The sequence below is a fragment of the Mycobacterium sp. NGS24 genome (assembly GCF_059813065.1).
The window spans coordinates 355,292-381,143 of record NZ_JCALDW010000003.1 but is presented as its reverse complement, the minus strand read 5'-3'; the positions used below and the strand labels follow the sequence as shown (position 1 = coordinate 381,143).

The following is a 25,852-nucleotide window of genomic DNA, read 5'->3' as shown; positions in this document are numbered from 1 at the left end:
GCGTGCCCCGCGCGTCGTTCCTCACGAGGCCGTCACCGGGTCGTCCGTTCGACGCGCACCACCGCGATGTCGTCGCTCAAGCCGCCCATGCTGCGGGCGAGTTCTTCCGCACCGTCGATGAGGGCGTCGACGAACTCCGGGCCCGACAGTCCCGCATGTCCTCGCGCCAGCGTCAGCAGGCCGTCCTCGCCGAGTCGCCGCCCGCCCGGCCCCGCATAGCCCTCGAAGAGGCCGTCGGTCAGCAGCAGCAGGCCGTGCCCGGCGGGCAGGGTCAATTCGTGCAAGGGCCAGTCGGTGCTGTGCAGTCCCAGCGCGGGACCGTAGGGCGGCTCGATCCACTCCACCGATCCCGGGCCGTGCAGCAGCATCCCCGGATGGCCGGCCCGGACCGCGGTGATCGGTGCAGGCTCGGGCGGTATCGCCAGGCTCAGCACCGTGGCGAAGACACCGTTCTCGGCGCGCTCGGCGTGCAGCACCCGCTCCAGCTGGCGCATCTGGTCCACACCGTGAATGCCGGTGAAAGTCAATGTGCGCCAAGCGATCCGCAGCGCCGCACCCAGAGCCGCCTCATCCGGGCCATGCCCGGCGACGTCGCCGATCAGCACGTGGGTGACGCCGTCGGGCGTCTGGACCACGTCGTAGAAGTCGCCGCAGAGCAACGCGTTCTCCCGGCTGGGCCGGTACCGGGTCACGATTTCCACGCAGGGCCGCTCCAGCAGCAGCGGGGACGGCAGCAAGCCGCGTTCGAGCAGCGCGTTCTCCCGCGCCCGTAGTTCGCTGGCGTGCAGGTCCGCGGCGATCAGCTCGGCGCGTTTGCGCTCGATCGCATAGAGCAGCGCGCGTCGCAGCATCTCCGGCTCAACGCGCCCCTTGACCAGGTAGTCCTGGGCGCCGGCGGCGACCGCGGAGGCGCCGAAGTACTCGTCGTTCAGTCCGGTGAGCACCACGATCGGGACGGTGGCATCACTGCGCAGGATGCGGTCCAGCGCGTCGATCCCGTTGGCGTCGGGCAGGTTCAGATCCAGCAGCACGCAGTCGGGCCGGGCGGCGGCCAACTCGCGTTCGGCGTGCGCCATCGACTGGGCCCACACCACTTCGATGTCGGCGACCGCATCGGTGATCAGCTCTTCGACCAGTACCGCGTCGGCCCGGTCGTCTTCGACCAGCAGCAGGGACAGGGCCTGCCAGCTGTCCGCCGGCACCATAGAGCCCGGCAGGGAACCCGGCACCGTCAAGTCCCCGCCCCCGGCGGGCGCGGACCTACGTTTCTCACCAAATTCGGCTCCCCAGGGCAACAGTGGCACCACGTCATGTGGTCGTCGTACGACGCATCGGCACCCGGCCGGCGCGCCGACACAGGCCTACACGTTGGCGCGTCCACCACGACTGGCTTCTCAATCGCGTGGACTCGATCGTCAGTGGATCCTATGCAATGGCGACGGGCTTTCTGCCCAGTTCGGACAAACTATATGCGCACCGGTGGATAACGCTCAGCGCAGCAACGCCCGGGACATCACAACCCGCTGAATCTGGTTGGTGCCCTCATAGATCTGGGTGATTTTGGCGTCGCGCATCATCCGTTCCACCGGGAAGTCGACGGTGTACCCGGCGCCGCCGAAAAGCTGTACGGCGTCGGTGGTCACCTCCATCGCCACGTCGGATGCCAGGCACTTCGACGCCGCGGAGATGAAACCCAGATTTCCCTCGCCGCGCTCGGCGCGGGCGGCGGCGCTGTACACCATCAGCCGCGCGGACTCCACCTTCATCGCCATGTCGGCGATCATGAACTGCACGGCCTGGAAGCTGCTGATCGACTGACCGAACTGCTTGCGGTCCTTGGTGTAGGCGATGGCCGCGTCCAGCGCGCCCTGCGCGATGCCCACGGCCTGGGCGCCGATGGTCGGACGGGTGTGGTCCAAGGTGGCCAGCGCGGTCTTGAATCCCGTACCCGGGTCGCCGATCATCCGGTCGCCGGGGACGCGGCAGTTCTCGAAGTACAACTCGGTGGTCGGCGAGCCCTTGATGCCCAGCTTGCGTTCCTTGGGGCCGACGACGAAGCCCTCGTCGTCGATGTGCACCATGAACGCCGAGATGCCGTTGGCCCCCTTGTCCGGGTCGGTCACGGCCATCACGGTGTACCAGGATGACTTGCCGCCGTTGGTGATCCACGCTTTGGCGCCGTTGAGGATCCAGTCGTCGCCGTCGGCCTTGGCCCGGGTCCGCATCGAGGCGGCATCCGAGCCGGCCTCGCGTTCGCTCAGCGCGTAGGACGCCATGGCCTCCCCGGCGGCGATGGACGGCAGGACCTGCTTCTTCAGCTCGTCCGATCCACGCAGGATCAAGCCCATGGTGCCCAGCTTGTTGACCGCCGGGATCAGCGACGCCGACGCGTCGACGCGGGCGACTTCCTCGATGACGATGCAGGCCGCCACCGAGTCCGCGCCCTGACCGCCGTATTCCTCCGGGACGTGCACGGCGTTGAAGCCCGAGGCGTTCAGCGCGTCCAGCGCCTCCTGCGGGAACCGGGAGTTCTCGTCCACATCGGCGGCGTGCGGAGCGATTTCCTTCTCCGCAAGCGCGCGGATCGCGGCGCGCAGCTCCTGGTGCTCCTCGGGTAGTTGGAACAGATCGAACGACGGATTTCCGGCCCATCCAGCCATCGCCAGCCTCCTAAGACCTCTTGCTACTGATCGGTAACTTTACTCTGCAGCGCCGCATCCTTGGCCGCGACCGTCTCGGCCAGCTGATCCTGAAACGCCACCACCCGCGCCCGCAGCTGCGGGTCCGCTGCACCCAGCATCCGCACCGCCAACAACCCGGCGTTACGCGCGCCGCCGATCGACACCGTCGCCACCGGGACCCCGGCCGGCATCTGCACGATCGACAGCAACGAGTCGAGCCCGTCCAGCCGAGCCAGCGGCACCGGGACGCCGATCACCGGCAGCGGCGTGGCCGCGGCCACCATGCCCGGCAGATGCGCGGCACCGCCCGCACCCGCGACGATCACCTCGATGCCGCGGTCCGCGGCCTGCCGGGCGTAATCGAACATCACCGCGGGCGTGCGGTGCGCCGAGACCACCCGTACCTCGTGCGGGATGTCGAACTCGGCCAGCGCCTGGGCGGCCTCCTGCATGACCGTCCAGTCGCTGTCGCTGCCCATGATCACCCCGACCCTGGGTGCCCGGGGTTGCTCAGTCATCGGCGTGCCCATCCCATCCGTCCGTCCACTGCGCGTGCGCCAACCAGTGTGCTGCCAGCTCGGCGCGTTCCCGCAGGCCGGCCACGCCATCGGGACCGGTCGCGCGCCGGCCGACGAAGTTGATGTGCCCGACCTTGCGGCCGGCGCGCTCGGCCTTGCCGTACAGATGCACCTGCGCGTCCGGCATCCGGGCGAACAGGTGATGCAGACGCTCATCGATGGACATGGCCGGTGTCTGGGCGGCCCCCAGCACGTTGGCCATCACCGTCACCGGCGCCACGGCGTCGGTGTCACCGAGCGGGTAGTCCAGCACCGCCCGCAAATGCTGCTCGAACTGGCTGGTCAGGGAGCCGTCCATGGTCCAGTGCCCGGAATTGTGCGGCCGCATCGCCAGCTCGTTGACCACCAGAGAACCGTCGGTGGTCTCGAACAGCTCCACCGCGAGCACCCCGACCACACCCAGTTCCCCGGCCAACCGCAGCGCCAACTGCTGGGCGGCGGACGCCACGCCGGTGGCCAGGTCCGGCGCGGGCGCGATCACCTGGACGCAGATGCCGTCGCGCTGCACCGTCTCCACCACCGGCCATGCCGCGCCCTGCCCGAACGGTGAGCGGGCCACCAGCGCGGACAGTTCCCGGCGCAGCGCCACCCGCTCCTCGACCAGCACCGGCACCCCGCCGGCCAGGTACTCAGCGGCGAACTCGCGGGCATGCGCAAGATCAGCCGCCATCGCCACACCGCGGCCGTCATAACCGCCGCGGGCCGCCTTCACCACCAGCGGACCTCCGATCCGCGCGGCGAACCGGTCCAGCTCGGCCAGACCCTCGGCGGTCTCGATGCCGATGTACCGCGGCACCGGCGCGCCCAGCAGCTCCAACCGTCGCCGCATCACCAGCTTGTCCTGGGCGTGCATCAGGGCCTGCGGCGGTGGCGCCACGTTCACGCCCTCGGCGACCAGCTTCTCCAGCAGCTCATTCGGCACGTGTTCGTGGTCGAACGTCAGCGCGGCCGCGCCGGCGGCCACCCGGCGCAGGTCTGCCAGGTCGGTGTGCGAACCGATCACCACGTCGGGGCTGACCTGGGCGGCCGGGTCGTCCGCCGAATTAGCCAGCACGCGCAAACTCTGTCCGAGCGCGATGGCGGCCTGGTGCGTCATCCGGGCAAGTTGACCACCGCCGACCATGGCTACCAGCGGGGTGCGGGGTCTGGACACGGCCATCATGTTGTCATGGCACCTGACCGGCGTGTTTACCGGGAGTTGTGCCAAATTGTTATGTATCATTTTGCGCCTATTTCGAGATCATCCGTAGACTGGCGTGCTGTGTCCTTCGCCGATGCCACAATTGCGCGCCTCCCCGGGGTGGTCCAGCCCTTTGCGATGCGCCACCATGAGCTGATCAAATTTGCCATTGTCGGCGGCACCACGTTCATCATCGACTCGGCGATCTTCTACACGCTGAAGCTGACCATCCTCGAGTCCAAGCCGGTGACGGCGAAAGTGATCGCAGGCATCGTAGCGGTCATCGCGTCCTACATCTTGAACCGCGAATGGAGCTTCCGTAACCGCGGTGGGCGCGAACGGCACCACGAGGCGCTGCTGTTCTTCGCGTTCAGCGGCGTAGGTGTGTTGCTCAGCATGGCGCCACTGTGGTTCTCCAGCTACGTGCTGGAACTGCGGGTGCCGAACGTGTCCCTGACGATGGAGAACCTCGCCGACTTTCTCTCGGCGTACATCATCGGCAATCTGCTGCAGATGGCGTTCCGGTTCTGGGCTTTCCGGCGCTGGGTGTTCCCGGACGCGTTCGCCCGCGACCCGGAGAAGGCGCTGGAGTCGGCGCTGACCGCGGGCGGGATCGCCGAAGTGTTCGAGGACGAGCTGGAAGACGGCAACGTCACGTTGTTGAAGTCGTGGCGCAACCGCCGGTCGAGGACAGCTCAGCTGGGCGATTCCTCGGACCCCAGGGTGTCGAAGACTTCGTGATACAGCAGCGCGTGCACCTCGCGTAGCCGCGGAATGTTGTAGAACTCCAACGGGTCCTGGGACGCCGACTCGATGATCAGCGTCCCGGTGCGGAACATCCGCTCGAATACCCTGTCCCGGAACTCCACGCTGTTGATCCGGGCCAGCGGAATGTCGATACCGCTTCGGGTCAGCACGCCGTGCCGGTACATCACCCGCCGGTTGGTCACCACGAAATGAGTGGTCAGCCAGGTCAGGATCGGCCACACCGTGAGCCAGCCGACGATGATCAGCCAGCCGCCCCAGATGACGCCGTAGATGATTTTCTTGGTCAGCGGCTGCCACGGCGTCGACTCCAGGGCGCCGGACCCCAGCGCGGCCAGGCCGGTCACCAGGATCAGCACCAGCACCGGGAGGATCAGTCGCTTCCAATGCGGATGGCGGTGCAGGACCACCTTCTCGCCCTTGGCCAGTGCATTGTCCGGATAGCCCATGGCACAAACCTATCGCTGCGTCAGCGCAAATGGATGACGTCGCCGGCCGACACCACGACCAGCTGACCCGATTTGCCGGAATTGCTGTCCCAGGTTTCCAGCATCAACCGGCCGTGGTCGTCGATATCCCGCGCGATCCCGACGACGTCGCTGCCACCGGGGAGTTCGGCCCGCACCCGGGATCCCAGCGTGAGACTGCGGGCCCGGTAGTCAATGGCCAGCCGGGGGTCGGCTCCCCGTGCTTCGCGCCAGGCGGCGATGCGCTCCCCGAGGTCCCGCAGCAGCCGGCGGACCAGGAGGTCGCGGTCGGGCTGCGCGACGCCCTCAGCCCGCAGTGAGGTCGCCCCGACGTCCGGGGGCGCCTCGGTCACGTTGACGCCGATGCCGATCACCGCGAACGGCTGGGTCACCTCGACCAGGATGCCGGCCAGTTTGCCGCCGCCGGCCAGCACGTCATTCGGCCATTTCAGGCCCGCTTCCACGGGGCTGACGGAGGCCACCGCATCAACCACCGCCAGCCCGGTGGCCAGCGACAACCAACCCCACCCGGCGGTGGGCACGTCGTCCACCCGCACTCCCACCGACAGCGCGATCTGTCCGCGCGGCGCGGCCGACCATTGCCGGCCGTGGCGGCCACGTCCGGAGGTCTGCTGCTCGGCGATCAGCACCGCGCCGTCGATGTCGGTGCCTGACGACGCGCGGGCCAGCAGGTCGGCGTTGGTGGACCCGGTCTGGGCGACGACGTCGAGGTGCCGCCAGTAGGAGTCGCCGAGCACGTCGGCGCGCAAGGCGGCTTCGTCGAGGGCCGGCTGATCGGAGTCGGTCATCGGCTCAGCTTAAGACGCGGCCGGTCCGCTCCGGGCGCGCTGCAGCATGTCCCGCACCGCGCCATCTGGTGTGAATCGTGGGCGTCGCGGGTGCAGCCTGGGCGGGAAAAACGTGAAATTGCCGCCCAGAGCTCACGCTCAACGCCGCAGGCTCCCGCTGCGCTGCAGCATGTCCCGCACCGCGAGGTGACTGAACAGCATGCTGGTCCCGATCGGGTTACCCCCGCCGGGGTAGGCCAGGCCGCTCGGCGCGGCCATCGTGTTGCCGGCGGCGTACAGGCCCGGGATCGGGTTGCCCGCCGTGTCGAGCACCCGCGCGGCGGCATCGGTGCGCAACCCGCCCTTGGTGCCCAGATCCGAGATGCCAAAGGCCGCAGCGTGATACGGCGGCGTGTCGATCGGCACCAAGGGCGAGGCCCCGCCGGAGAAGGCGCGGTCGAACGCTTCGTCACCGCGTCCGAAGTCCTGGTCGACACCCGCCGCGGCGAATTCGTTGAACCGGGCCACCGTCGCCACCAGCGCGGCCGGTGGCACCCCGATCTTGGCGGCCAGCTCCGCCAGGGTGTCGGCGCTGTGCCACAACCCGGCCGCGACGTACTTCTGCGTCTCGACGATCGACACGTTGGCCGCCTTGACCGGCGGCACCTCGCCTTCCCGATCGTCGTAGATCATCCAGTACGGCAGCGTCATCGAGCCGTCCTGCAACTGGGCGATGATCTCCCGGCCGGCCCGGTCGTAGGCCCGGGACTCGTTGACGAAGCGGTTGCCGTCCTGGTTGACGAAGATGCCGCCGGTGAACCACAGCGCGAACGCCGAACGGCCGTCGGGGTGCGTCATGCCCGGCGACCACCAGGCCTGGTCCAGCAGGTCGGTGTCGGCGCCGACGGCGATGCCGGCCTGCAGCGCCTGCCCGAGGCTGCCGGGCCCGCCCATCGTGTCCCGGGCGTGGCCGGGCACGCCGTACCGGCGGCGCAGCTCGTCGTTACCTTCGAAACCACCGGCGGCCAGCAACACTCCCCGCCGGGCGCGAATGGCCGTGCGTTCGCCCCAGCTGTCCACGATGGCCCCCACCACCTCACCGTCGGACACCACGAGTTCGACCAGCGCCGTGTCGCGTCGCAGCGACGCGTTCGGGTACTGCTTGATCGCCGTCAGGAACCGCGCGATCAACGCCCGGCCCCCGACGTAGTAGTCCGCCGGGGTAGCCGCCCCGAGCCGGTCGGTGTCCAGCGGCCCGCGGATGGCGTCGCGCAGTTCCGGGGCGGCGGCCACCTTCAGCGGCTTGGCCGCGATGTGCCGCTGGCCGTCCAACCGGGCCTTGGGCGCCCTGCCGTAGTAGTCGGGCCACGGCAGCGGCACGAACGTGATGGCGGGGTCCTGCTCCAGATACTCGATCAGCGGCGCACCGCCGCGCACATAGGTCTCCTGCAGCTCGACCGGGGTCCGGTCGCCGACGACGGCGCGGTAGTAGGCGAGCGCGTCCTCGATGGTGTCGTCCGTTCCGGCGCGCTGCAGCACCGGATTGCACGGAAACCACACCCCGCCGCCGCCGGAGTAGGCGGTGGTGCCGCCGAACCGCTCGGTGGACTCGACCAGCAGCACGTCGAGGCCCTCGCGGGCGGCGGTGTACGCGCCGGTCACTCCCCCGCCGCCGGAGCCCGCGACCACTACGTCGGTCTCGGCTGCCCACTCGATCGCCGCATGGTCGCCCATCAGCGGAGACTACTTAAGGGCATATTAAGGGCCTCCCACCGGGCGGGCTGAGTCTGCCGATAGCATCGACTCCCATGACAAGCGTTGCCGACCACACTGCCGAGCCCGCCGCCGAGCACGTCATCGACATCCACACCACCGCCGGCAAGCTCGCGGAGTTGCACAAGCGCCGCGAAGAGTCGCTGCACCCGGTCGGCGAGACCGCCGTGGAGAAGGTGCACGCCAAGGGCAAACTCACTGCGCGCGAACGCATCACGGCGCTGCTCGACGATGAATCCTTCGTCGAACTCGACGCCCTGGCCAAACACCGCAGCAAGAACTTCGGCCTGGAAGCCAACCGTCCGGTCGGCGACGGTGTGGTCACCGGCTACGGCACCATCGAGGGCCGCGACGTGTGCATCTTCAGCCAGGACGCCACGGTGTTCGGCGGCAGCCTCGGCGAGGTCTACGGCGAGAAGATCGTCAAGGTCCAGGAGTTGGCGATCAAAACGGGCCGGCCGCTGATCGGCATCAACGACGGCGCCGGCGCCCGCATCCAGGAAGGCGTCGTCTCGCTGGGTCTGTACAGCCGGATCTTCCGCAACAACATCCTGGCGTCCGGCGTGATCCCGCAGATCTCACTGATCATGGGCGCCGCGGCCGGTGGCCACGTCTACTCCCCCGCCCTGACCGACTTCGTGATCATGGTCGACCAGACCAGCCAGATGTTCATCACCGGGCCCGACGTCATCAAGACCGTCACCGGCGAGGACGTCACCATGGAGGAACTCGGCGGCGCCCACACCCACATGGCGAAATCGGGCACGCTGCACTACGTGGCGTCCGGTGAGCACGACGCCTTCGACTATGTCCGCGACCTGCTGAGCTACCTGCCGCCCAACAATGCCACCGACGCCCCCCGGGAGCCGGCCCCGCTGCCGGTCGGGGCCATCGAGGACAACCTCACCGACGAGGACCTCGAGCTGGACACCCTGATCCCGGACTCACCGAACCAGCCCTACGACATGCACGAGGTGATCGTCCGGATCCTCGACGACGACGAGTTCCTCGAGGTCCAGGCGGGTTACGCGCAGAACATCATCGTCGGGTTCGGCCGCATCGACGGCCGGCCGGTCGGGATCGTGGCCAACCAGCCCACCCAGTTCGCCGGCTGCCTGGACATCAACGCTTCGGAGAAGGCGGCCCGCTTCGTGCGGACCTGCGATTGCTTCAACATCCCCATCGTGATGCTGGTCGACGTTCCCGGCTTCCTGCCCGGCACCGGTCAGGAATACAACGGCATCATCCGCCGCGGCGCCAAGCTGCTGTACGCCTACGGCGAGGCGACCGTACCCAAGATCACCGTCATCACCCGGAAGGCCTACGGCGGCGCGTACTGCGTGATGGGCTCCAAGGACATGGGTTGCGACGTCAACCTGGCGTGGCCGACGGCGCAGATCGCGGTGATGGGCGCCTCCGGCGCGGTGGGCTTCGTCTACCGGCAGAAGCTGAAGGAAGCGGCCCAGAACGGTGAGGACGTGGACGCGTTGCGGCTGCAGTTGCAGCAGGAGTACGAGGACACCCTGGTGAACCCGTACATCGCCGCCGAGCGCGGCTACGTCGACGCGGTGATCCCGCCGTCGTACACCCGCGGGTACATCGGCACGGCGCTGCGGCTGCTGGAGCGCAAGATCGCGCAGTTGCCGCCGAAGAAGCACGGAAACATCCCCCTGTGAGCGAGGTGAGCGACGTGACCGAGGCACCCGAGGCGCCGCAGCTGCTGCACGAGCCGCACATCCGGATCGTCAAAGGCCACCCCACCGACCAGGAGTTGGCGGCGCTGATCGCCCTGCTGGGCAGCATCGGCGGTCAGACGGCGCCGCCGAAACCCGAGCCGGCCCGCTGGGGCCTGCCGGTGGACAAGCTGCGCTACCCCGTCTTCAGCTGGCAACGCATCACCCTGCAGGAATTGACGCACATGCGTCGATGACCCGGCTGGTGCTCGGGTCGGCCTCCTCCGGCCGGCTGCAGGTGCTTCGCCAGGCGGGCGTTGACCCGCTGGTGGTGGTCTCCGGCATCGACGAGGACGCGCTGATCGCGGCGCTGGGTCCGGCCGCCGCACCCGACGAGGTGGTGCGAGCCTTGGCGACCGCCAAGGCCGAACACGTCACGACGCGGCTCACCGACCCTGAGGTGACCGCGGATTGCGTGGTGATCGGCTGCGATTCGATGCTCTACCTCGACGGTCGGCTGTGTGGCAAGCCCGCGTCGGTCCAGGACGCCCGCCGACAGTGGCAGTCGATGGCCGGGCGTGCCGGGCACCTGCACACCGGGCATTGCCTGGTCCGGCTGCGCAACCATGCCGTCATGCAGATCGAGGCCCAAACATCGGTCACCACAGTGCATTTCGGCACCCCGACGAGTGCGGATCTGGAGGCGTACCTGGCCAGCGGGGAGCCGCTGCGGGTCGCGGGCGCCTTCACGGTGGACGGACTCGGCGGCTGGTTCGTGGACGGCGTCGACGGCGACCCGTCGACGGTGATCGGGGTCAGCCTGCCGCTGCTGCGCACCCTGCTGACCCGGTGCGGGGTGTCGGTGGCTGCGTTGTGGTCGGCCAACCCGTCGTAGCCAGGCACTGGGTAGGCTCGATGACGTGCCACTTCCCCCAGATCCCAGCCCCACCCTGTCGGGCTACGCCCATCCCGAACGGCTTGTCACCGCCGACTGGTTGTCGGCCAACATCGGCGCACCCGGCCTGGCGATCGTCGAATCCGACGAGGACGTGCTGCTCTACGACGTCGGGCATATTCCCGGAGCCGTCAAGATCGACTGGCACACCGACCTCAACGATCCCCGGGTCCGGGACTACATCGACGGCGAGCAGTTCGCCGCGCTGATGGACAGCAAAGGCATCGCCCGCGACGACACCGTGGTGATCTACGGCGACAAGAGCAACTGGTGGGCCGCCTACGCGCTGTGGGTGTTCACCCTGTTCGGTCATCCCGACGTCCGCCTGCTCAACGGCGGCCGCGACCTCTGGCTCGCCGAACGCCGCGACACCACCCTGGACGTGCCGACCAAGACCTCGACCGGCTACCCCGTCGTGCAACGCAACGACGCACCCATCCGGGCCTTCAAGGAGGACGTCCTCGCGGCGCTGGGCAGCCAGCCGCTGATTGACGTGCGCTCTCCCGACGAGTACACCGGCAAGCGCACCCACATGCCCGACTACCCGGAGGAGGGGGCGTTGCGAGGCGGCCACATCCCCACGGCGCGCTCGATTCCGTGGGGCAAGGCAGCCGACGACAACGGCCGCTTCCGCAGTCCGGAGGAACTCCAGGAGCTCTACGGTTTCCTGAACCCGGACGACCAGACCATCGTCTATTGCCGCATCGGTGAACGGTCCAGCCACACCTGGTTCGTGCTCACCTACCTGCTGGGCAAGTCGGGTGTCCGCAACTACGACGGCTCGTGGACCGAGTGGGGCAACACCGTGCGGGTGCCGATCGTCGGCGGTCCCGAGCCTGGGCGGGCTCCGGCAACGACGCCCGCCGGATGAGCATGCCTGCGCCCCTGGCGGAGGTGGTGTCCGACTTCGCCGACGTGCACGGTCAGGACAAGCTGCAGCTGTTGTTGGAGTTCGCCAATGAACTCCCGGCGCTTCCGGCGCACCTGGCCGAGTCTGCGATGGAGCCGGTGCCCGAGTGCCAGTCGCCGTTGTTTCTGCATGTCGACGCCAGCGATCCGGATCGGGTGCGATTGCACTTCAGCGCGCCGGCCGAGGCTCCGACCACCCGTGGCTTCGCCTCGATCCTGGCGACCGGACTCGACGAACAGCCCGCCGCCGACATCCTGGCGGTGCCGGAGGACTTCTACACCGACCTCGGGCTGGGCGAATTGATCAGCCCGTTGCGGCTGCGCGGCATGTCGGCGATGCTCGCCAGGATCAAGCGCCGGCTGCGCGAATCCGCGTGACGGTAGACCGGTTTCCACCGGCTTCGGCGCGCCGCATAAACTTCCCGCACAAGACTTGTAAGAAATTCTCTTAGAGACGACCAAGCCTAAAACAGGAGGCGCAGTGCCCAGTCACGCCAGCTCGCGAATCGCCAAGGTTCTGGTCGCAAACCGCGGCGAGATCGCAGTCCGGGTGATCCGGGCGGCCAAGGACGCCGGCCTGGCCAGCGTGGCCGTCTACGCCGAGCCTGACGCCGACGCTCCGCACGTCGCTCTGGCCGACGAGGCGTTCGCGCTGGGCGGTCAGACTTCGGCCGAGTCGTACCTGGATTTCGGCAAGCTGCTCGACGCGGCCGCCAAGTCCGGCGCCAACGCCATTCACCCCGGCTACGGCTTCCTGTCGGAGAATGCCGACTTCGCCCAAGCGGTGATCGACGCCGGGCTGATCTGGATCGGGCCCAGCCCGCAGTCGATCCGCGACCTCGGCGACAAGGTCACTGCGCGCCACATCGCGGCCCGCGCGCAGGCGCCGCTGGTGCCCGGCACCCCCGACCCGGTCAAGGACGCCGACGAGGTGGTGGCCTTCGCCAAGGAGCACGGCGTACCGATCGCGATCAAGGCCGCTTTCGGCGGCGGCGGCCGCGGCATGAAGGTGGCCCGCACGCTCGAAGAGATACCCGAGTTGTTCGAGTCCGCTACCCGTGAGGCCGTCGCCGCGTTCGGTCGCGGCGAGTGCTTCGTGGAGCGTTACCTGGACAAGCCCCGCCACGTCGAGGCCCAGGTGATCGCCGACCAGCACGGCAACGTCGTCGTGGCCGGTACCCGGGACTGCTCGCTGCAGCGCCGGTTCCAGAAACTGGTCGAAGAAGCCCCGGCGCCGTTCCTCACCGACGCCCAGCGCAAGGAAATCCACGAGTCGGCCAAGCGGATCTGCAAAGAGGCCCAGTACTACGGCGCCGGAACCGTCGAATACCTGGTCGGCCAGGATGGGCTGATCTCGTTCCTGGAGGTGAACACCCGCCTGCAGGTCGAGCATCCGGTCACCGAGGAGACCGCTGGCCTGGACCTGGTGCTGCAGCAGTTCAAGATCGCCAACGGCGAGAAACTGGACATCACCGAAGACCCCACGCCGCGCGGACACGCCATCGAATTCCGGATCAACGGCGAGGATGCCGGGCGCGGCTTCCTGCCCGCGCCGGGCCCGGTCACCCGGTATGACACCCCCAGCGGGCCCGGGGTGCGGCTGGACTCCGGGGTGCACGCCGGTTCGGTGATCGGCGGCCAGTTCGACTCGATGCTGGCCAAGCTGATCGTCTACGGCGCCGACCGCAACGAGGCGCTGGCCCGCTCGCGGCGCGCGTTGGACGAGTTCCACGTCGAAGGTCTGGCCACCGTGATCCCGTTCCACCGCGCCGTGGTGTCCGATCCGGCCTTCATCGGCGACGAGAACGGCTTTACGGTGCACACCCGCTGGATCGAGACCGAGTGGGAGAACACCGTCGAGCCGTTCACCGGCGGTGAGCCCATCGACGAGGAGGAGACCCGGCCCCGGCAGAAGGTGGTCGTCGAGGTGGACGGCCGTCGCGTCGAGGTCTCCCTGCCCGGCGATCTGGCGCTGGCCAGCGGCGCTCCCGACGCGGTCGGGGTGGTGCGCCGCAAGCCCAAGCCACGCAAGCGCGGCGGCCACGGCGGCGCTGCGGCCTCCGGTGACGCGGTGACCGCCCCCATGCAGGGGACCGTGGTGAAGGTCGCCGTCGAAGAAGGCCAGGAGGTTTCCGCCGGCGATCTCGTGGTGGTCCTGGAGGCGATGAAGATGGAGAACCCGGTCACCGCGCACAAGGACGGTGTGATCACCGGCCTGGCGGTCGAGCAGGGCGCCGCCATCACTCAGGGCACGGTGCTCGCCGAAATCAAGTAGGCGGGTTCACTCCAGCTGATCGCGCAGCCTGGCCAGCGATTTGGCCAGCAGGCGCGACACGTGCATCTGCGAGATGCCGACTCGTTCGGCGATCTGGGTCTGCGTCATCGACTCGAAGAACCGCAGCACGAGCACCATGCGTTCGCGTTCCGGCAGCGCCTCCAGCAGCGGGCGCAGCGCCTCGCGATTTTCGATCCGGTCCAGACCGGAGTCGACGTCGCCCAGGGTGTCGGCGATTGCGCGGGCGTCGTCGTCCTCGTTGCCGCCACCGCTGTCGATGGACAACGTGTTGTAGGAGCTGCCGGCGACCAGCCCCTCGACCACCTCGGCGCGGTCCATGCCGAGTTCGACGGCCAGCTCGGTGGCGGTGGGAGCGCGGCCGAGTCGCTGGGACAACTCGGCGGTGGCGGTACCCAGCCGCAGGTGCAGTTCCTTGAGCCGGCGCGGCACTTTGACCGACCAACTGTTGTCGCGGAAGTGCCGCCGGACCTCACCCATGATGGTCGGCACCGCGAAGGAGACGAAGTCCGAACCGGTTTCCACGTCGAACCGGACGACCGCGTTGACCAGCCCGACCCGCGCCACCTGGATCAGGTCGTCGCGTGGTTCGCCGCGACCCTCGAAGCGCCGCGCGATGTGATCCGCCAACGGCAGGCAGCGTTCCACGATCTTGTCCTGGTGACGCTGGAACTCCGCTGAGCCGGCAGCAAAGACCCGCAGCTCGCGGAACATGTCCGGGACATCGGCGTATTCATTCGGTCGAGAATTTGAACCGCCGGCAGTTTGCTGTGTCAACTGGCCGTCACTTACCGGGGGCCGCCCGTCGTGCGGTCAACGATATGCCGAAGACACTGCCCGTGGCATCGGGCTCGCGACCGTCATGGAACGTCTGGACGTCATCGGCCAGCGAGGTGAGCACGTGCCAACTGAAGCTTCCAGGAGACACGACGTCGTGGGTGTCGCAGGCCGTGGAAGCCTCGACCACTAGCTCGTCGTCTCGCGGATCCACCACCAGGGTGAGCGAGGCGCCGGGGGTTGCCGAACGGATCAGTCGGGTGCACACCTCGTCGACGGCCAGCCGCAGGTCCGCCACGGCGTCGAAATCCAGGTCTTCGAAGGTGCCGATGGTGCCGACCAGGGTGCGTAGCATGGCCAAGTTTTCCAGCCGTGCAGCTACCTTGAGTTCGACGGCGCGATAACCGCGTTGACGCCCGTCAGCGCGTAGATCCGCATCGGTCATGTGGCCTCCCGGCAATATTCGACCGACACTACTCCTGGCATGGTCACGGCCTGTGGCGCCGGGTTGAGACCCGCCGTGGACCAATGGATCGAGACGGTTGGTCATGGTCGCCGCCAGTTGCCGGCGAGACAGACCGTTCCGACACGACTTGCGCGCGCTGACAACAGAGCATCGCGGTGATTGCCGGGGGGTAGGTCGGGGTGATCGTGGTTCCAGTTGGAGTGGGGGTGGTAGCGCTGGTGATTCTGTCCCGCATGATGCGGCGCACACGCTATTGGACTCGTGCCGGTGCTCATCATGGTCTACTCCTGATACCCAGTCGTCAGCGCGGGTAAAACTACGACATCCGGAGTTACCAATGGCCAGCACCCCCCGCGTCGGCCTCGAACTTTACCGCCGCGGAAAAGCGTTGCCGTTACAGGCCCAGCACCGGGCCGGCGATCGGCGGAACTCCCATCGACACCGTGATCACCATCAACGTGAGCAGGAACCAGCCAGCGCCGTGCCAGCCCCACCAGATCCCTTGCTCGTGCCAGACCCGGTAGGTGCGGAAGAACGCCCAGAGGCCGGCCAGCAGCAGAATCAGGGGGCCGCCGAGCGCGAGCATGGTGCGTTCGGGTGGACCACACGCCACCGTGTCGATGCTGCCCCCGCCGCATGTGCTGACCCACATCGCGGCCATCACCACGAATCCGATGCCGGCCAGCGTCGCCAGGACGGCGAATTTGATGGCAACGTGGACTTCCCTGTCGTCGTGACCTATGCGGTCACCACGCACCCTCTCGTCTGCCGTATGCATCGGAGCACCTCGTATCTGCTGGCTGAACCAACTTGGAACCCGTTGTCGTTCAGTACCCCGCGGTACCACTCAGCAAACCGCTGCGCCCGGTTCGAAGCGCAGCTCACACCCGTCGCGGGGCCGGTTGGAGCACCTAGAACGCCCGCCCGCGCCGGCCGACCACCGGGCCCGGGCAAGTCCGCTATCCCGCCGGTATGGCGGAGCCCACCCCGACCGTGAGTAGTATCACTGCTTATGGCGACAGCCAGGAGGCGGTTATCGCCTGAGGATCGACGTGCGGAACTGCTTGCCCTGGGGGCGGAAGTCTTCGGTAAGCGGCCCTATGACGAGGTGCGGATCGACGAGATCGCCGAGCGTGCCGGTGTCTCGCGCGCGCTGATGTACCACTATTTCCCGGACAAGCGGGCGTTCTTCGCCGCGGTCGTCAAGGACGAGGCGGACCGGCTCTACTCGGCAACCAACATCCAGCCGACGTCCGGTATGACGATGTTCGAGGAGATCCGCACCGGCGTGCTGGCCTACATGGCCTACCACGAGCAGAACCCGGAGGCGGCCTGGGCGGCATACGTCGGTCTGGGCCGGTCCGACCCGGTTCTGCTGGGTATCGACGACGAAGCCAAGAACCGGCAGATGGAACACATCATGACCCGGATCGGCGAGGTCGTCAGCGGCATGCCGGGCACACAGGTGCTGGAACCCGACGTCGAGCGCGACCTGCGGGTGATCATCCACGGCTGGCTCGCGTTCACCTTCGAGATCTGCCGGCAGCGCATCATGGATATGACCCTGGAGGCCGACCGGCTGGCCGACGCCTGCGCGCATACGCTGCTCGAGGCGATCGCGCGGGTCCCGGACATCCCGGGTGAGTTGGCCGAGGCGATGTCGACCGCGCGCTTCAAGCCGCAGGCCTGACACGGCTCCACCGGTGTTGTCGGTGCCTGTTGGCACGATGGTGTGGTGAGTAATCCACCTGGGGCGCTGGCCCGGTTCAGTGCGGTCACGCGTGACTGGTTCACCAGCACCTTCGCCGCGCCCACCGACGCGCAGGACGCCGCCTGGAATGCCATCGCCGACGGTGACCACACGCTCGTGGTGGCGCCCACCGGGTCCGGCAAGACACTGGCGGCCTTCCTGTGGGCGTTAGACAACCTGGCCAGACTGGCCTCGTCGGACCGGCCGGCAGGCACCCGGGTGCTGTACGTCTCGCCGCTCAAAGCGCTGGCCGTCGACGTCGAACGCAACCTGCGCACCCCGCTGGCCGGACTGACCCGCCTCGCGCACGTCCGCGGCCTGCCCGCACCGCAGATCAGCGTGGGCGTCCGGTCCGGTGACACCCCGCCGGCACTGCGCCGCCAACTCATCACCCACCCGCCCGATGTGCTGATCACCACTCCCGAGTCACTGTTTCTGATGCTGACCTCAGCAGCCCGGGAGACACTGGCCGGGGTGCAGACGGTCATCGTCGACGAAATCCACGCCATTGCGGCCACCAAGCGCGGCGCACACCTGGCGCTGTCGCTGGAACGGCTGCGCGATCTGTCCGAGCGGGGCCCGGCCCAGCGCATCGGGTTGTCGGCCACCGTGCGTCCGCCCGAGGAGGTGGCGCGCTTCCTTTCCGGCGGGTCCCCGACCACCATCGTGGCGCCGGCGTCGACCAAGACCGTCGAGCTCTCCGTTCAGGTGCCGGTGCCGGACATGACCAATCTGGCCGACAACTCCATCTGGCCCGATGTCGAGGCGCGGCTGGTGGATTTGATCGAGTCGCACAACTCCACCATCGTGTTCGCCAATTCGCGGCGGTTGGCCGAGCGTTTGACCGCACGGCTCAACGAGATCCACGCCGAACGCTCCGGTGTCGCGGTGGCACCGGACGGCAACCCGACGGTGCCCGGCGGCGCACCGGCCTACGTGATGGCCAGCGGGCAGACCTTCGGGGCGCCCACGCTGCTGGCGCGGGCCCACCACGGCTCGGTCAGCAAGGAGCAGCGCGCCCTGGTCGAAGAGGATCTCAAAGGCGGGCGGCTCAAAGCCGTGGTCGCCACCTCCAGCCTGGAACTGGGCATCGACATGGGCGCAGTCGATCTGGTGATCCAGGTCGAGGCGCCCCCGTCGGTGGCCAGCGGCCTGCAGCGGATCGGGCGGGCGGGCCACCAGGTGGGCGAGGTGTCGCGCGGGGTGTTGTTCCCCAAACACCGCACCGACCTGCTGGGCTGCGCGGTCAGCGTGCAGCGCATGCTCACCGGCCAGATCGAGACCATGCGGGTGCCCGCCAACCCGCTGGACATCCTGGCCCAGCACACGGTGGCGGCCGCGGCCCTCGAGCCGATCGACGCCGACCGCTGGTTCGACACCGTACGCCGCAGCGCGCCATTCGCCACCCTGCCGCGCAGCGTGTTCGAAGCAACCCTGGACCTGCTGTCCGGCAAGTATCCGTCCACCGAATTCGCCGAGCTGCGACCGCGGCTGGTCTACGACCGCGATCGCGGCACCCTGACCGGGCGGCCGGGCGCGCAACGGCTGGCCGTCACCTCCGGTGGGGCCATCCCCGACCGCGGATTGTTCACCGTCTACCTGGCCACCGATTCCGAGAAACCGTCGCGGGTGGGCGAGCTGGACGAGGAAATGGTCTACGAATCCCGGCCCGGCGACGTCATCTCGCTGGGCGCCACCAGCTGGCGCATCGTCGAGATCACCCATGACCGGGTGCTGGTGGTTCCCGCTCCGGGCCAGCCCGCCCGGTTGCCGTTCTGGCGTGGCGACGACGTGGGCCGGCCCGCCGAACTCGGGGCCGCGCTGGGCGCGCTGACCGGCGAGTTGGCCAGCCTGGACCGCGACGCGTTCGGCAACCGTTGCGCGAACTGGGGTTTCGACGACTACGCCGCCGAGAACCTGTGGCGGCTGCTCGACGAACAGCGCACCGCAACCCGGGTGGTGCCCACCGACACCACGCTGCTGATCGAGCGCTTTCGCGACGAGTTGGGCGACTGGCGGATCATCCTGCATTCGCCCTACGGGTTGCAGGTGCACGGCCCGCTCGCGCTGGCCGTGGGGCGTCGGCTGCGCGAGCGCTACGGCCTCGACGAAAAACCGACCGCCTCCGACGACGGCATCGTGGTGCGGTTGCCCGACACCGGTTTCTCCGGTGACGACGCCCCGCCGGGCGCCGAGCTGTTCGTGTTCGACCCCGACGAGATCGACCCGATCGTCACCGCTGAAGTCGGCGAGTCCGCCCTGTTCGCTTCGCGGTTCCGGGAGTCGGCGGCCCGCGCCCTGCTGCTGCCCCGCCGCAATCCCGGACGTCGCTCGCCGTTGTGGCAGCAGCGCCAGCGCGCCGCGCAGTTGCTGCAGGTAGCACGCAAATACCCGGACTTCCCCATCGTGTTGGAAACGATCCGCGAATGCCTGCAGGACGTGTACGACGTCCCCACCCTCACCGGGCTGATGGCGCAGATCGCGCAGCGCCGGGTGCGGGTGATCGAGGTGGAGACCGCCAAACCCTCGCCGTTCGCGGCGTCGCTGTTGTTCGGTTACGTCGGCGCGTTCATGTACGAGGGCGATGTCCCGCTGGCCGAGCGCCGCGCCGCGGCACTGTCGCTGGACAGCACGCTGCTGGCTGAGCTGCTCGGCCGGGTGGAGCTGCGCGAGCTGCTGGACCCCGAAGTGATCGCCGGTACCGGGCGCCAGTTGCAGCACCTGTCGGAAGACCGGGCCGCCCGCGACGCCGAAGGTGTCGCCGACTTGCTGCGACTGCTGGGGCCGCTGACCGCGGCGGAAATCGCCGCCCGCTCGACGGCCCCCGACGGCCCCGCCCTCAATGGTTGGCTGGAGGGGTTGCACGCCGCCCGGCGCGCGTTGACCGTGTCGTTCGCCGGACGCAGCTGGTGGGTGGCCGTGGAGGACATCGGCCGGTTGCGCGACGGTGTCGGCGCGGCGGTTCCGGTGGGCCTGCCCGCGAGCTTCACCGAGGAGGTGGCCGACCCGCTGGGCGAACTGCTGGGCCGCTACGCACGCACCCGCACGCCGTTCACCACCGCCGAGGCCGCCGCCCGGTTCGGTCTGGGCCTGCGGGTCAGCGCCGACGTGCTCGGACGGTTGGCCGGTGACGGCCGGCTGGTGCGCGGGGAGTTCGTCGAGAGCGCCGGGGGCGCCGGCGCCGAACAGTGGTGCGATGCCGACGTGCTGCGCATCCTGCGGCGACGGTCGCTGGCAGCGCTGCGCGCGCAGGTGGAACCGGTCAGCACCGCCGCCTACGGTCGATTCCTGCCGGCCTGGCACCACGTCGGGGACAGGTCGTCGGGGCATGCCGGCCTGGACGGCCTGGCGTCCGTCGTCGATCAGCTCGCCGGGGTGCGGATCCCCGCTTCCGCACTGGAACCGCTGGTCCTGGCGCCCCGGGTGCGCGACTACTCCCCCGCCCTGCTCGACGAGCTGCTCGCCACCGGCGAAGTCACCTGGTCGGGTGCGGGGTCGATCTCGGGCAGCGACGGCTGGATCGCACTGCATGTCGCGGACTCCGCGGCCCTGACGCTGGCCACCCCGGTCGCCATCGAAGTCACCGACGTCCACCAGGCGATTCTGGACACTCTGGCCGGTGGCGGCGCGTACTTCTTCCGCCAGCTCGCCCAGGGTGGCCACGCCGAGGCAGCGCTCAAAGCGGCGCTGTGGGAACTGATCTGGGCCGGCCGCGTCACCGGCGACACGTTCGCGCCGGTGCGGGCATTGCTGGGCGGCGGCGCGGGTGCCCGCAAACGCTCGGCTCCGGCGCACCGCACCCCACGCGCGCCGCGGCTGAGCCGCTACAGCGTCGCGCACGCGCAAACCCGGCCCAACGACCCCTCCGTGGCCGGACGGTGGTCGGCGCTGCCGGTGGCCGAGCCGGACTCCACCCTGCGGGCGCACTTCCAGGCCGAGCTGCTGTTGAATCGACACGGCGTGCTGACCAAAGGCGGGGTGGCCGCCGAAAGCGTGCCCGGCGGTTTCGCCACCCTCTACAAAGTGTTGCGCGCGTTCGAGGATGCCGGTCGCTGCCAGCGCGGTTACTTCGTCGAATCGCTGGGTGGCGCCCAGTTCGCGGTCGCCTCAACCGTCGACCGGCTGCGCAGTTACCTCGACGGTGTCGATCCGCAACGGCCCGAATACCACGCGGTCGTGCTGGCCGCCGCCGACCCGGCCAACCCCTACGGTGCGGCGCTGCCGTGGCCCGCCGCGCGTACTGACGGGGCACGGCCCGGCCGCAAGGCCGGCGCACTGGTGGTGTTGGTGGACGGCGCGCTGGCCTGGTTCCTCGAGCGGGGCGGCCGGTCCCTGCTGACCTTCACCGAGGACCCCGGGGCCGCGCGCGCGGCGGCCGCCGCGCTCGCCGATCTGGTGGCCGGCCGGCGGGTGTCGTCGATCCTGGTCGAGCGGGTCGACGGCGTCTCGGTGCTGCAGCCCGACGGACCCCAGGACGTGCTGGCAGCGCTGGTGGAAGCCGGATTCGCCCGGACCCCACGCGGACTGCGACTGCGTTGAGCCATGCCTGAAGGGGACACGGTCTTTCACACCGCGGACGCGCTGCGCCGCCAGTTGGCCGGGCAGACGCTGACGCGCTGCGATATCCGGGTGCCGCGGTACGCCACCATCGACCTGACCGGGCAGGTGGTGGATGAAGTGCTCAGCCGCGGCAAGCACCTGTTCATCCGGGTCGGCTGGGCCAGCATCCACTCACACATGAAGATGGACGGCAGCTGGCGAGTCGGCAGCCGGCCGAAGCCGCGCATTGACTACCGGGCACGGATCGTCCTGGAAGCCGGTGACACTCGCGCCGTCGGAGTCGACCTGGGGGTGCTGGAAATCCTCGACCGAGCCACCGATGCGGCTGCCGTCGAGCATCTGGGACCCGACCTGCTGGGCGACGACTGGGACCCGCACCGCGCCGCCGCCAACCTGACCGCCGACCCGGACCGTCCCGTCGCCGAGGCGCTGCTGGACCAGCGAGTCATGGCCGGGGTCGGAAACGTCTTCGCCAACGAACTGTGTTTCGTCAGCGGACACCTGCCGACCGCGCCGGTCAGCGCTGTCGCCGACCCGCTGCGGCTCGTCTCCCGGGCCCGGGACATGTTGTGGGCCAACAGGTTTCGCTGGAACCGCTGCACCACCGGCGACACCCGGGGTGGCCGGTTGATGTGGGTCTACGGGCGCGCCGGGCAGGGTTGCCGGCGCTGCGGCACGCCCATCGCATCCCAGGACCCGGCGCCGGGCAGCGCCGATCGGGTGCAGTACTGGTGCCCGTCCTGCCAGCGCTAGCGCTAGCCGTCCCGGCCGTGGGACAGGAAGAACTGGGCGATCACCTGCGAGCCGTCGAACGCCCGCGTGGTGGACCCGATGACCGTCTTGGGCAGGTACTGCTTGCTGCCCGGCCAGGTGTGGCCACCCTTCTCGATCTGGTAGTGGATCACTTCGGTGTTGTCGGCGCAGTTGCGGGAATCGAACCGGCGCACGGCAGTTCCGTCGCCCACGTCGGGCAGTTGCTCGACGGTGGGGTTGCCCGGGCAGCGGTCGACGACCCGCCACCGGTCGACGATGCTGTTGGCCGAGATCGCGTGGCTCAGTCCGCCGCGACCACGGACATCGCCGCCGTTGTACGGCACCACCGCATCGCTGGTGCCGTGCGCCTCCAGCACCGACACCGGCCGCGACGGATTGCACGCCACACCTACCCCCAACGTGCCCGAAATCGGCGCGATCGCGGCGAACACATCGGCGCGGTCGCAGGCCAACCGGTTGGACATGAACCCGCCGTTGGACATGCCGGTCGCGAAGACGTGCCCGGGGGGCACATTGAATTCATCGCGCAATTTAGTCACCAGCGTCACCAGAAAACCGACGTCGTCGAGCCGGCGGCGGTCCGCCGGAGCCGCCCCCCGGCCGTCGGCCCAGCTCTTGTCGTAGCCGTCGGGATAGACGACCAGCAGGCCGTTGGCGTCGGCGACGGAGTCGAAGTCGGTAAGCCCGCGCTGGCCGGCACCCGTGCCGCCGCCACCGTGCAGGTTCAGCACCAGGCCCACGGTCGGCCCGGGCGGCACATGCACCACATAGGTCCGGTTCAGGCCGCCGTACTGGAGCATCCCGGCCTGATTCCGGGCACCGGCGGCCTGCACCTGCCGTTCGCTGCACCCGGCCAGACAGACCAGCAGAACGGCCAGGGAGAGCAATCGCGCCCAAGGCATCAGTCAAAAGTACCGATCGCAGCGAGTGGAGCGGTACGGCGGCGGGGTGAACACTCATCCCGCCGACGGCGAGCGTGGAATGAACTTCCCCTCGACCTCCAGACCCATGGCCAGGTCTTCGTACTTCTGGTCCTTGCGTTTACGCCAGCCGCTGCCCGCGGCAATCGGTGGCGCCATCAGCGGCGGCAGCATCGGGAATCCGGCGTCGACGTCGCCTGCGGGCAGCGGCGATGCCGCCGAAGCGAGCTGCACCGGCAGGTGGGCGGCGGTCAGCACGCCCGTCGCGGCGGGCGGCGCGGACAGGTTGCCCATCGACACTGCGACGCCCATCGCTCCCGTCGGGGTCCCCGCCGCGCTGAAGGCTCCGACTGCCTCGGCCAGACTGGCCTCCGCACCGCCCAGCGCCGTCTCCCCTTCCGACAGGCCGGAGAAAACATCCGGAGCGATTCCCTGCAGCGCCTGGGCCGAGGTGGTCTGCGCAAAGTAGCTGAGCAGGTTGATCGGGAACCCGGACGAGACGAACTGGTTCAGATAGGTGTTGGTCAGGCCGAACCAGCCCTGATTGGGGTCGAACGTGACGCCCACCGCCTGCAGCAGCGCATCCAGCGGAGACACCGGCGGCGCGACCGCATCGGCGGGCAGGACCAGCGTCGCGGCGGCCGCCGCGGCGGGTACGGCCTCCGCCTGCGCCACCGATACGGCCTGCGCCTGCGCCGCTGAGCTGCCCGGGTCTGCGATGGACGGCGGCGTCGAGAACAGCTGCCGCACGGCGGCCTGTGCGGTGGTCGACTCGTAGCTGTACATCGCTGTCGCGTTGTTGACCCACATGCGCTCGTACTGGGTCTCGGTGGCGGCGATGGCCGCGAGATTGTGGCCGAAGGTGTTGGTGGCCAGCAGTTGCGCGAGTTGGGCGCGGTTGGCCGCCACCGTTGCGGGAGGGACCACCGAGGCGAGAGTGGATCCGAACGCGGCGGCAGCGACCTGCGCCGAGGCGGCCAGCTGGTGACACTGCGCTGCAGTGGTGCGCAGCCAGGTGAGATAAGGCGCGACGGACTGGATCATCGCCAGGGTGGAGGTGCCGCGCCATTCCGCGGCCAGCATCGACAGCACGGCGGAGTAATTGCCGGCCGTCTCATCCAGGTCGGTGCTGAGCGCCTGCCACGCGCTGGAAGCCTCGAGCAGCGATCCGGCGCCGGGACCGGCGTGGATCAGCGCCGAGATGACCTCGGGAGGCAGACCTATGTATTCCATAGCACCTTTATATGACGTAGTGAAGGAATTTTTGGAAACTTTATGTCGACCGCAGCGGGAAGAACCCCGAAACATTGCGCGTCGGCCAAGCCCCGATCACGCGATGGCGCTCACCGCGGCGGCCAACCGAGAACCGAAATCGGCCGGCACGGGAACGTAGCCGTTGTCCGACAGCCCGGCCTGACCAGGACCGATCGTGGCTTGCAGAAATGCCTTGACCGCGCGGCCCGCTTGGGCATCCGGGTACTTCGAGCACACGATCTCGTACGTCGCCAGCACGATCGGGTAGGAGCCCGGTTGGTTCGGCCGGTAGAACGAAATCGTGTCCAGCGCCAGATCGTTGCCCTCCCTGGTGAACCAGGCACCGGCGATGGTCTTGCCTACCGAGTCACCGCTGATCGATACCGGTTCAGGACCGGCCGACGTGATGATCCCGGCGGTGTTGAGCCGTTGCCGCTGCGCGAAGGACCACTCCAGGTAGGTGATCGACCCCTCGGTGGCACCGACGGCGGCGGCAACGCCGTCGCTTCCGGCGAATCCGTCGCCCACACCGCCCTTGAACTGTTTTCCGGCGCCCCTGCCCCAGGCGCCGTTGGCGGCGGTGTCGAGGTATCGCTGGAAGTTGTCCGAAGTCCCGGACTCGTCCTTGCGGAACACCACCCGGATGGGCGCCGCCGGCAGCGCGACGCCGGCGTTGAGCGCGGCGATCGCCGGATCGTTCCAGGTGGTGATGGCGCCGTTGAAGATTCTGGCCGCGGTTGGGCCGTCGAGACTCAACGACGACAGGCCCTTGATGTTGAACGCGATCGCGATCGGACCGAACACCACCGGCAGGTTCCACGCCGGTGACCCGCAGCGCTGCGTGGCCCGGTCGTACTCGCTCCTGCTCAGCGGTGAGTCGGAGCCGGCGAACTCGGTCCGGTTGTCCAGGAAATCGCTGATCCCGCCGCCGGATCCGTTGGTCGTGTACTTCAGCGTCTGGCCCGGACATGCCTGTTCGAACGCCTTGACGAACAGGGTCATGGCATTTTCCTGCGCGGTGGACCCGCTGGCGCGCACGGTCGGCTCGCCGCCGCAGGCGACGTTCGCCGACCGCGTGGTCGCACTCGACGCCGGGCTCGGGTGCTGCTGCGTCCCGCAGGCCGAAACCGCCGCGGCGGCGAGGGCGGGCGCGCTCAGGAGGGCACCGAACCGACTAATTTTCACGGTGATTCCTCGGACGGCAGGTGGTGGGCGTCCCAACGATCATCGGGTCCGGTACAGATCATCCAGCAGGGAAATGTGATCGGCCATCGTTGCGGCGGTCCGGG

The 25,852-nt window shown here is 68.9% G+C and carries 22 protein-coding genes and 1 pseudogene; 10 read left to right on the top strand and 13 right to left on the bottom strand.

Annotated features, from left to right (window positions below; all coding sequences use genetic code 11):
• Positions 1–32: 32 nt before the first annotated feature.
• The 4 genes from AC5Y6Y_RS07305 to AC5Y6Y_RS07290 form a co-directional block, all read right to left on the bottom strand.
• Positions 33–1,205 carry a PP2C family protein-serine/threonine phosphatase gene (locus tag AC5Y6Y_RS07305; protein ID WP_473139718.1) on the bottom strand — a complete coding sequence of 391 codons (1,173 nt, stop codon included), beginning with the start codon at positions 1,203–1,205 and terminating at the stop codon, positions 33–35.
• A 285-nt stretch (positions 1,206–1,490) separates the two neighbouring features.
• Positions 1,491–2,660, bottom strand: a complete 1,170-nt coding sequence (locus AC5Y6Y_RS07300) for an acyl-CoA dehydrogenase (protein ID WP_473139719.1) — start codon at positions 2,658–2,660, stop codon at positions 1,491–1,493.
• Between the two features lie 23 nt (positions 2,661–2,683).
• Complete coding sequence (purE, locus tag AC5Y6Y_RS07295; protein ID WP_463828297.1) at positions 2,684–3,199, bottom strand: 5-(carboxyamino)imidazole ribonucleotide mutase; 516 nt, start codon at positions 3,197–3,199, stop codon at positions 2,684–2,686.
• A complete protein-coding gene (locus tag AC5Y6Y_RS07290; protein WP_473139720.1) occupies positions 3,192–4,421 on the bottom strand; it encodes a 5-(carboxyamino)imidazole ribonucleotide synthase in 1,230 nt (409 codons plus the stop codon). The genes purE and AC5Y6Y_RS07290 overlap by 8 nt, the downstream gene beginning before the upstream one ends.
• 99 nt (positions 4,422–4,520) lie before the next feature.
• On the opposite strand from AC5Y6Y_RS07290, the gene AC5Y6Y_RS07285 reads away from it, so the two are divergent.
• Positions 4,521–5,180, top strand: coding sequence for a GtrA family protein (locus AC5Y6Y_RS07285; RefSeq protein WP_463828299.1), 660 nt, complete (start codon positions 4,521–4,523; stop codon positions 5,178–5,180).
• Here the strand turns inward: AC5Y6Y_RS07285 and AC5Y6Y_RS07280 are convergent.
• The 3 genes from AC5Y6Y_RS07280 to AC5Y6Y_RS07270 all read right to left on the bottom strand — a co-directional run bounded on the left by AC5Y6Y_RS07280 (position 5,135) and on the right by AC5Y6Y_RS07270 (position 8,193).
• A complete protein-coding gene (locus AC5Y6Y_RS07280) occupies positions 5,135–5,653 on the bottom strand; it encodes a PH domain-containing protein (protein ID WP_463828300.1) in 519 nt (172 codons plus the stop codon). The two genes, AC5Y6Y_RS07285 and AC5Y6Y_RS07280, sit on opposite strands and share 46 nt — an antisense overlap.
• 20 nt (positions 5,654–5,673) lie before the next feature.
• Complete coding sequence (locus tag AC5Y6Y_RS07275; RefSeq protein ID WP_463828301.1) at positions 5,674–6,480, bottom strand: biotin--[acetyl-CoA-carboxylase] ligase; 807 nt, start codon at positions 6,478–6,480, stop codon at positions 5,674–5,676.
• Positions 6,481–6,618: 138 nt separating this feature from the next.
• On the bottom strand, positions 6,619–8,193 hold the full coding sequence (locus AC5Y6Y_RS07270) for an FAD-binding protein (RefSeq protein WP_463828302.1): 1,575 nt from the start codon (positions 8,191–8,193) through the stop codon (positions 6,619–6,621).
• 74 nt (positions 8,194–8,267) lie between these two features.
• Between AC5Y6Y_RS07270 and AC5Y6Y_RS07265 the strand changes: the two genes are divergently transcribed.
• The 6 genes and pseudogenes from AC5Y6Y_RS07265 to AC5Y6Y_RS07240 all read left to right on the top strand — a co-directional run bounded on the left by AC5Y6Y_RS07265 (position 8,268) and on the right by AC5Y6Y_RS07240 (position 14,044).
• Positions 8,268–9,908 (top strand): acyl-CoA carboxylase subunit beta, encoded by a 1,641-nt coding sequence (locus AC5Y6Y_RS07265; RefSeq protein WP_463828303.1) that lies wholly within the window; start codon positions 8,268–8,270, stop codon positions 9,906–9,908.
• Positions 9,884–10,162, top strand: a pseudogene (locus AC5Y6Y_RS07260) (acyl-CoA carboxylase subunit epsilon); the annotation flags it as partial. The gene AC5Y6Y_RS07265 and the pseudogene AC5Y6Y_RS07260, both read left to right, overlap by 25 nt.
• Positions 10,159–10,800, top strand: coding sequence for a Maf family protein (locus tag AC5Y6Y_RS07255; RefSeq protein WP_473139721.1), 642 nt, complete (start codon positions 10,159–10,161; stop codon positions 10,798–10,800). The pseudogene AC5Y6Y_RS07260 and the gene AC5Y6Y_RS07255, both read left to right, overlap by 4 nt.
• A 25-nt stretch (positions 10,801–10,825) precedes the next feature.
• Complete coding sequence (locus AC5Y6Y_RS07250) at positions 10,826–11,731, top strand: sulfurtransferase (protein ID WP_473139722.1); 906 nt, start codon at positions 10,826–10,828, stop codon at positions 11,729–11,731.
• Positions 11,728–12,147, top strand: a complete 420-nt coding sequence (locus AC5Y6Y_RS07245; RefSeq protein ID WP_463828306.1) for a SufE family protein — start codon at positions 11,728–11,730, stop codon at positions 12,145–12,147. Before AC5Y6Y_RS07250 ends, AC5Y6Y_RS07245 begins: the two co-directional genes overlap by 4 nt.
• Before the next feature lie 103 nt (positions 12,148–12,250).
• Positions 12,251–14,044, top strand: coding sequence for an acetyl/propionyl/methylcrotonyl-CoA carboxylase subunit alpha (locus tag AC5Y6Y_RS07240; protein WP_463828307.1), 1,794 nt, complete (start codon positions 12,251–12,253; stop codon positions 14,042–14,044).
• Positions 14,045–14,050: 6 nt separating this feature from the next.
• On the opposite strand, the gene AC5Y6Y_RS07235 is transcribed toward AC5Y6Y_RS07240, so the two are convergent.
• The 3 genes from AC5Y6Y_RS07235 to AC5Y6Y_RS07225 all read right to left on the bottom strand — a co-directional run bounded on the left by AC5Y6Y_RS07235 (position 14,051) and on the right by AC5Y6Y_RS07225 (position 16,083).
• On the bottom strand, positions 14,051–14,839 hold the full coding sequence (locus AC5Y6Y_RS07235) for an RNA polymerase sigma factor SigF (protein ID WP_463828308.1): 789 nt from the start codon (positions 14,837–14,839) through the stop codon (positions 14,051–14,053).
• A gap of 7 nt (positions 14,840–14,846) precedes the next feature.
• Complete coding sequence (locus AC5Y6Y_RS07230; RefSeq protein ID WP_463828309.1) at positions 14,847–15,284, bottom strand: anti-sigma factor; 438 nt, start codon at positions 15,282–15,284, stop codon at positions 14,847–14,849.
• A gap of 415 nt (positions 15,285–15,699) precedes the next feature.
• Positions 15,700–16,083, bottom strand: a complete 384-nt coding sequence (locus tag AC5Y6Y_RS07225) for a hypothetical protein (protein WP_473139723.1) — start codon at positions 16,081–16,083, stop codon at positions 15,700–15,702.
• Between the two features lie 234 nt (positions 16,084–16,317).
• On the opposite strand from AC5Y6Y_RS07225, the gene AC5Y6Y_RS07220 reads away from it, so the two are divergent.
• From AC5Y6Y_RS07220 to nei2, 3 genes are read left to right on the top strand one after another with little or no spacing between them, the layout of a single operon-like run.
• Positions 16,318–16,995: a TetR/AcrR family transcriptional regulator gene (locus tag AC5Y6Y_RS07220; protein ID WP_463828311.1), complete on the top strand. Its 678-nt coding sequence runs from the start codon at positions 16,318–16,320 to the stop codon at positions 16,993–16,995.
• 45 nt (positions 16,996–17,040) lie between these two features.
• Positions 17,041–21,594 (top strand): ATP-dependent helicase, encoded by a 4,554-nt coding sequence (locus tag AC5Y6Y_RS07215; protein WP_473139724.1) that lies wholly within the window; start codon positions 17,041–17,043, stop codon positions 21,592–21,594.
• 3 nt (positions 21,595–21,597) lie between these two features.
• On the top strand, positions 21,598–22,368 hold the full coding sequence (gene nei2 / locus AC5Y6Y_RS07210) for an endonuclease VIII Nei2 (RefSeq protein ID WP_473139725.1): 771 nt from the start codon (positions 21,598–21,600) through the stop codon (positions 22,366–22,368).
• 2 nt (positions 22,369–22,370) lie between these two features.
• On the opposite strand, the gene AC5Y6Y_RS07205 is transcribed toward nei2, so the two are convergent.
• The 3 genes from AC5Y6Y_RS07205 to pstS all read right to left on the bottom strand — a co-directional run bounded on the left by AC5Y6Y_RS07205 (position 22,371) and on the right by pstS (position 25,748).
• Positions 22,371–23,291: an extracellular catalytic domain type 1 short-chain-length polyhydroxyalkanoate depolymerase gene (locus AC5Y6Y_RS07205; protein WP_463828314.1), complete on the bottom strand. Its 921-nt coding sequence runs from the start codon at positions 23,289–23,291 to the stop codon at positions 22,371–22,373.
• 54 nt (positions 23,292–23,345) lie between these two features.
• A complete protein-coding gene (locus AC5Y6Y_RS07200) occupies positions 23,346–24,542 on the bottom strand; it encodes a PPE family protein (protein ID WP_463828315.1) in 1,197 nt (398 codons plus the stop codon).
• A gap of 96 nt (positions 24,543–24,638) precedes the next feature.
• Positions 24,639–25,748, bottom strand: coding sequence for a phosphate ABC transporter substrate-binding protein PstS (gene pstS / locus AC5Y6Y_RS07195; RefSeq protein WP_463828316.1), 1,110 nt, complete (start codon positions 25,746–25,748; stop codon positions 24,639–24,641).
• Between the last annotated feature and the right edge of the window lie 104 nt (positions 25,749–25,852).

Excerpts from the sequence above, each read along its gene's own strand:
- AC5Y6Y_RS07270 (WP_463828302.1), bottom strand. The coding sequence starts at position 8,193 with ATGGGCGACCATGCGGCGATCGAGTGGGCAGCCGAGACCGACGTAGTG.
- AC5Y6Y_RS07275 (WP_463828301.1), bottom strand. The coding sequence starts at position 6,480 with ATGACCGACTCCGATCAGCCGGCCCTCGACGAAGCCGCCTTGCGCGCC.
- AC5Y6Y_RS07265 (WP_463828303.1), top strand. The coding sequence starts at position 8,268 with ATGACAAGCGTTGCCGACCACACTGCCGAGCCCGCCGCCGAGCACGTC.
- AC5Y6Y_RS07225 (WP_473139723.1), bottom strand. The coding sequence starts at position 16,083 with ATGCATACGGCAGACGAGAGGGTGCGTGGTGACCGCATAGGTCACGAC.
- nei2 (WP_473139725.1), top strand. The coding sequence starts at position 21,598 with ATGCCTGAAGGGGACACGGTCTTTCACACCGCGGACGCGCTGCGCCGC.
- AC5Y6Y_RS07220 (WP_463828311.1), top strand. The coding sequence starts at position 16,318 with ATGGCGACAGCCAGGAGGCGGTTATCGCCTGAGGATCGACGTGCGGAA.
- AC5Y6Y_RS07290 (WP_473139720.1), bottom strand. The coding sequence starts at position 4,421 with ATGATGGCCGTGTCCAGACCCCGCACCCCGCTGGTAGCCATGGTCGGC.
- AC5Y6Y_RS07230 (WP_463828309.1), bottom strand. The coding sequence starts at position 15,284 with ATGACCGATGCGGATCTACGCGCTGACGGGCGTCAACGCGGTTATCGC.
- purE (WP_463828297.1), bottom strand. The coding sequence starts at position 3,199 with ATGACTGAGCAACCCCGGGCACCCAGGGTCGGGGTGATCATGGGCAGC.
- AC5Y6Y_RS07205 (WP_463828314.1), bottom strand. The coding sequence starts at position 23,291 with ATGCCTTGGGCGCGATTGCTCTCCCTGGCCGTTCTGCTGGTCTGTCTG.
- AC5Y6Y_RS07245 (WP_463828306.1), top strand. The coding sequence starts at position 11,728 with ATGAGCATGCCTGCGCCCCTGGCGGAGGTGGTGTCCGACTTCGCCGAC.
- AC5Y6Y_RS07255 (WP_473139721.1), top strand. The coding sequence starts at position 10,159 with ATGACCCGGCTGGTGCTCGGGTCGGCCTCCTCCGGCCGGCTGCAGGTG.
- AC5Y6Y_RS07305 (WP_473139718.1), bottom strand. The coding sequence starts at position 1,205 with ATGGTGCCGGCGGACAGCTGGCAGGCCCTGTCCCTGCTGCTGGTCGAA.
- AC5Y6Y_RS07300 (WP_473139719.1), bottom strand. The coding sequence starts at position 2,660 with ATGGCTGGATGGGCCGGAAATCCGTCGTTCGATCTGTTCCAACTACCC.
- AC5Y6Y_RS07280 (WP_463828300.1), bottom strand. The coding sequence starts at position 5,653 with ATGGGCTATCCGGACAATGCACTGGCCAAGGGCGAGAAGGTGGTCCTG.
- AC5Y6Y_RS07200 (WP_463828315.1), bottom strand. The coding sequence starts at position 24,542 with ATGGAATACATAGGTCTGCCTCCCGAGGTCATCTCGGCGCTGATCCAC.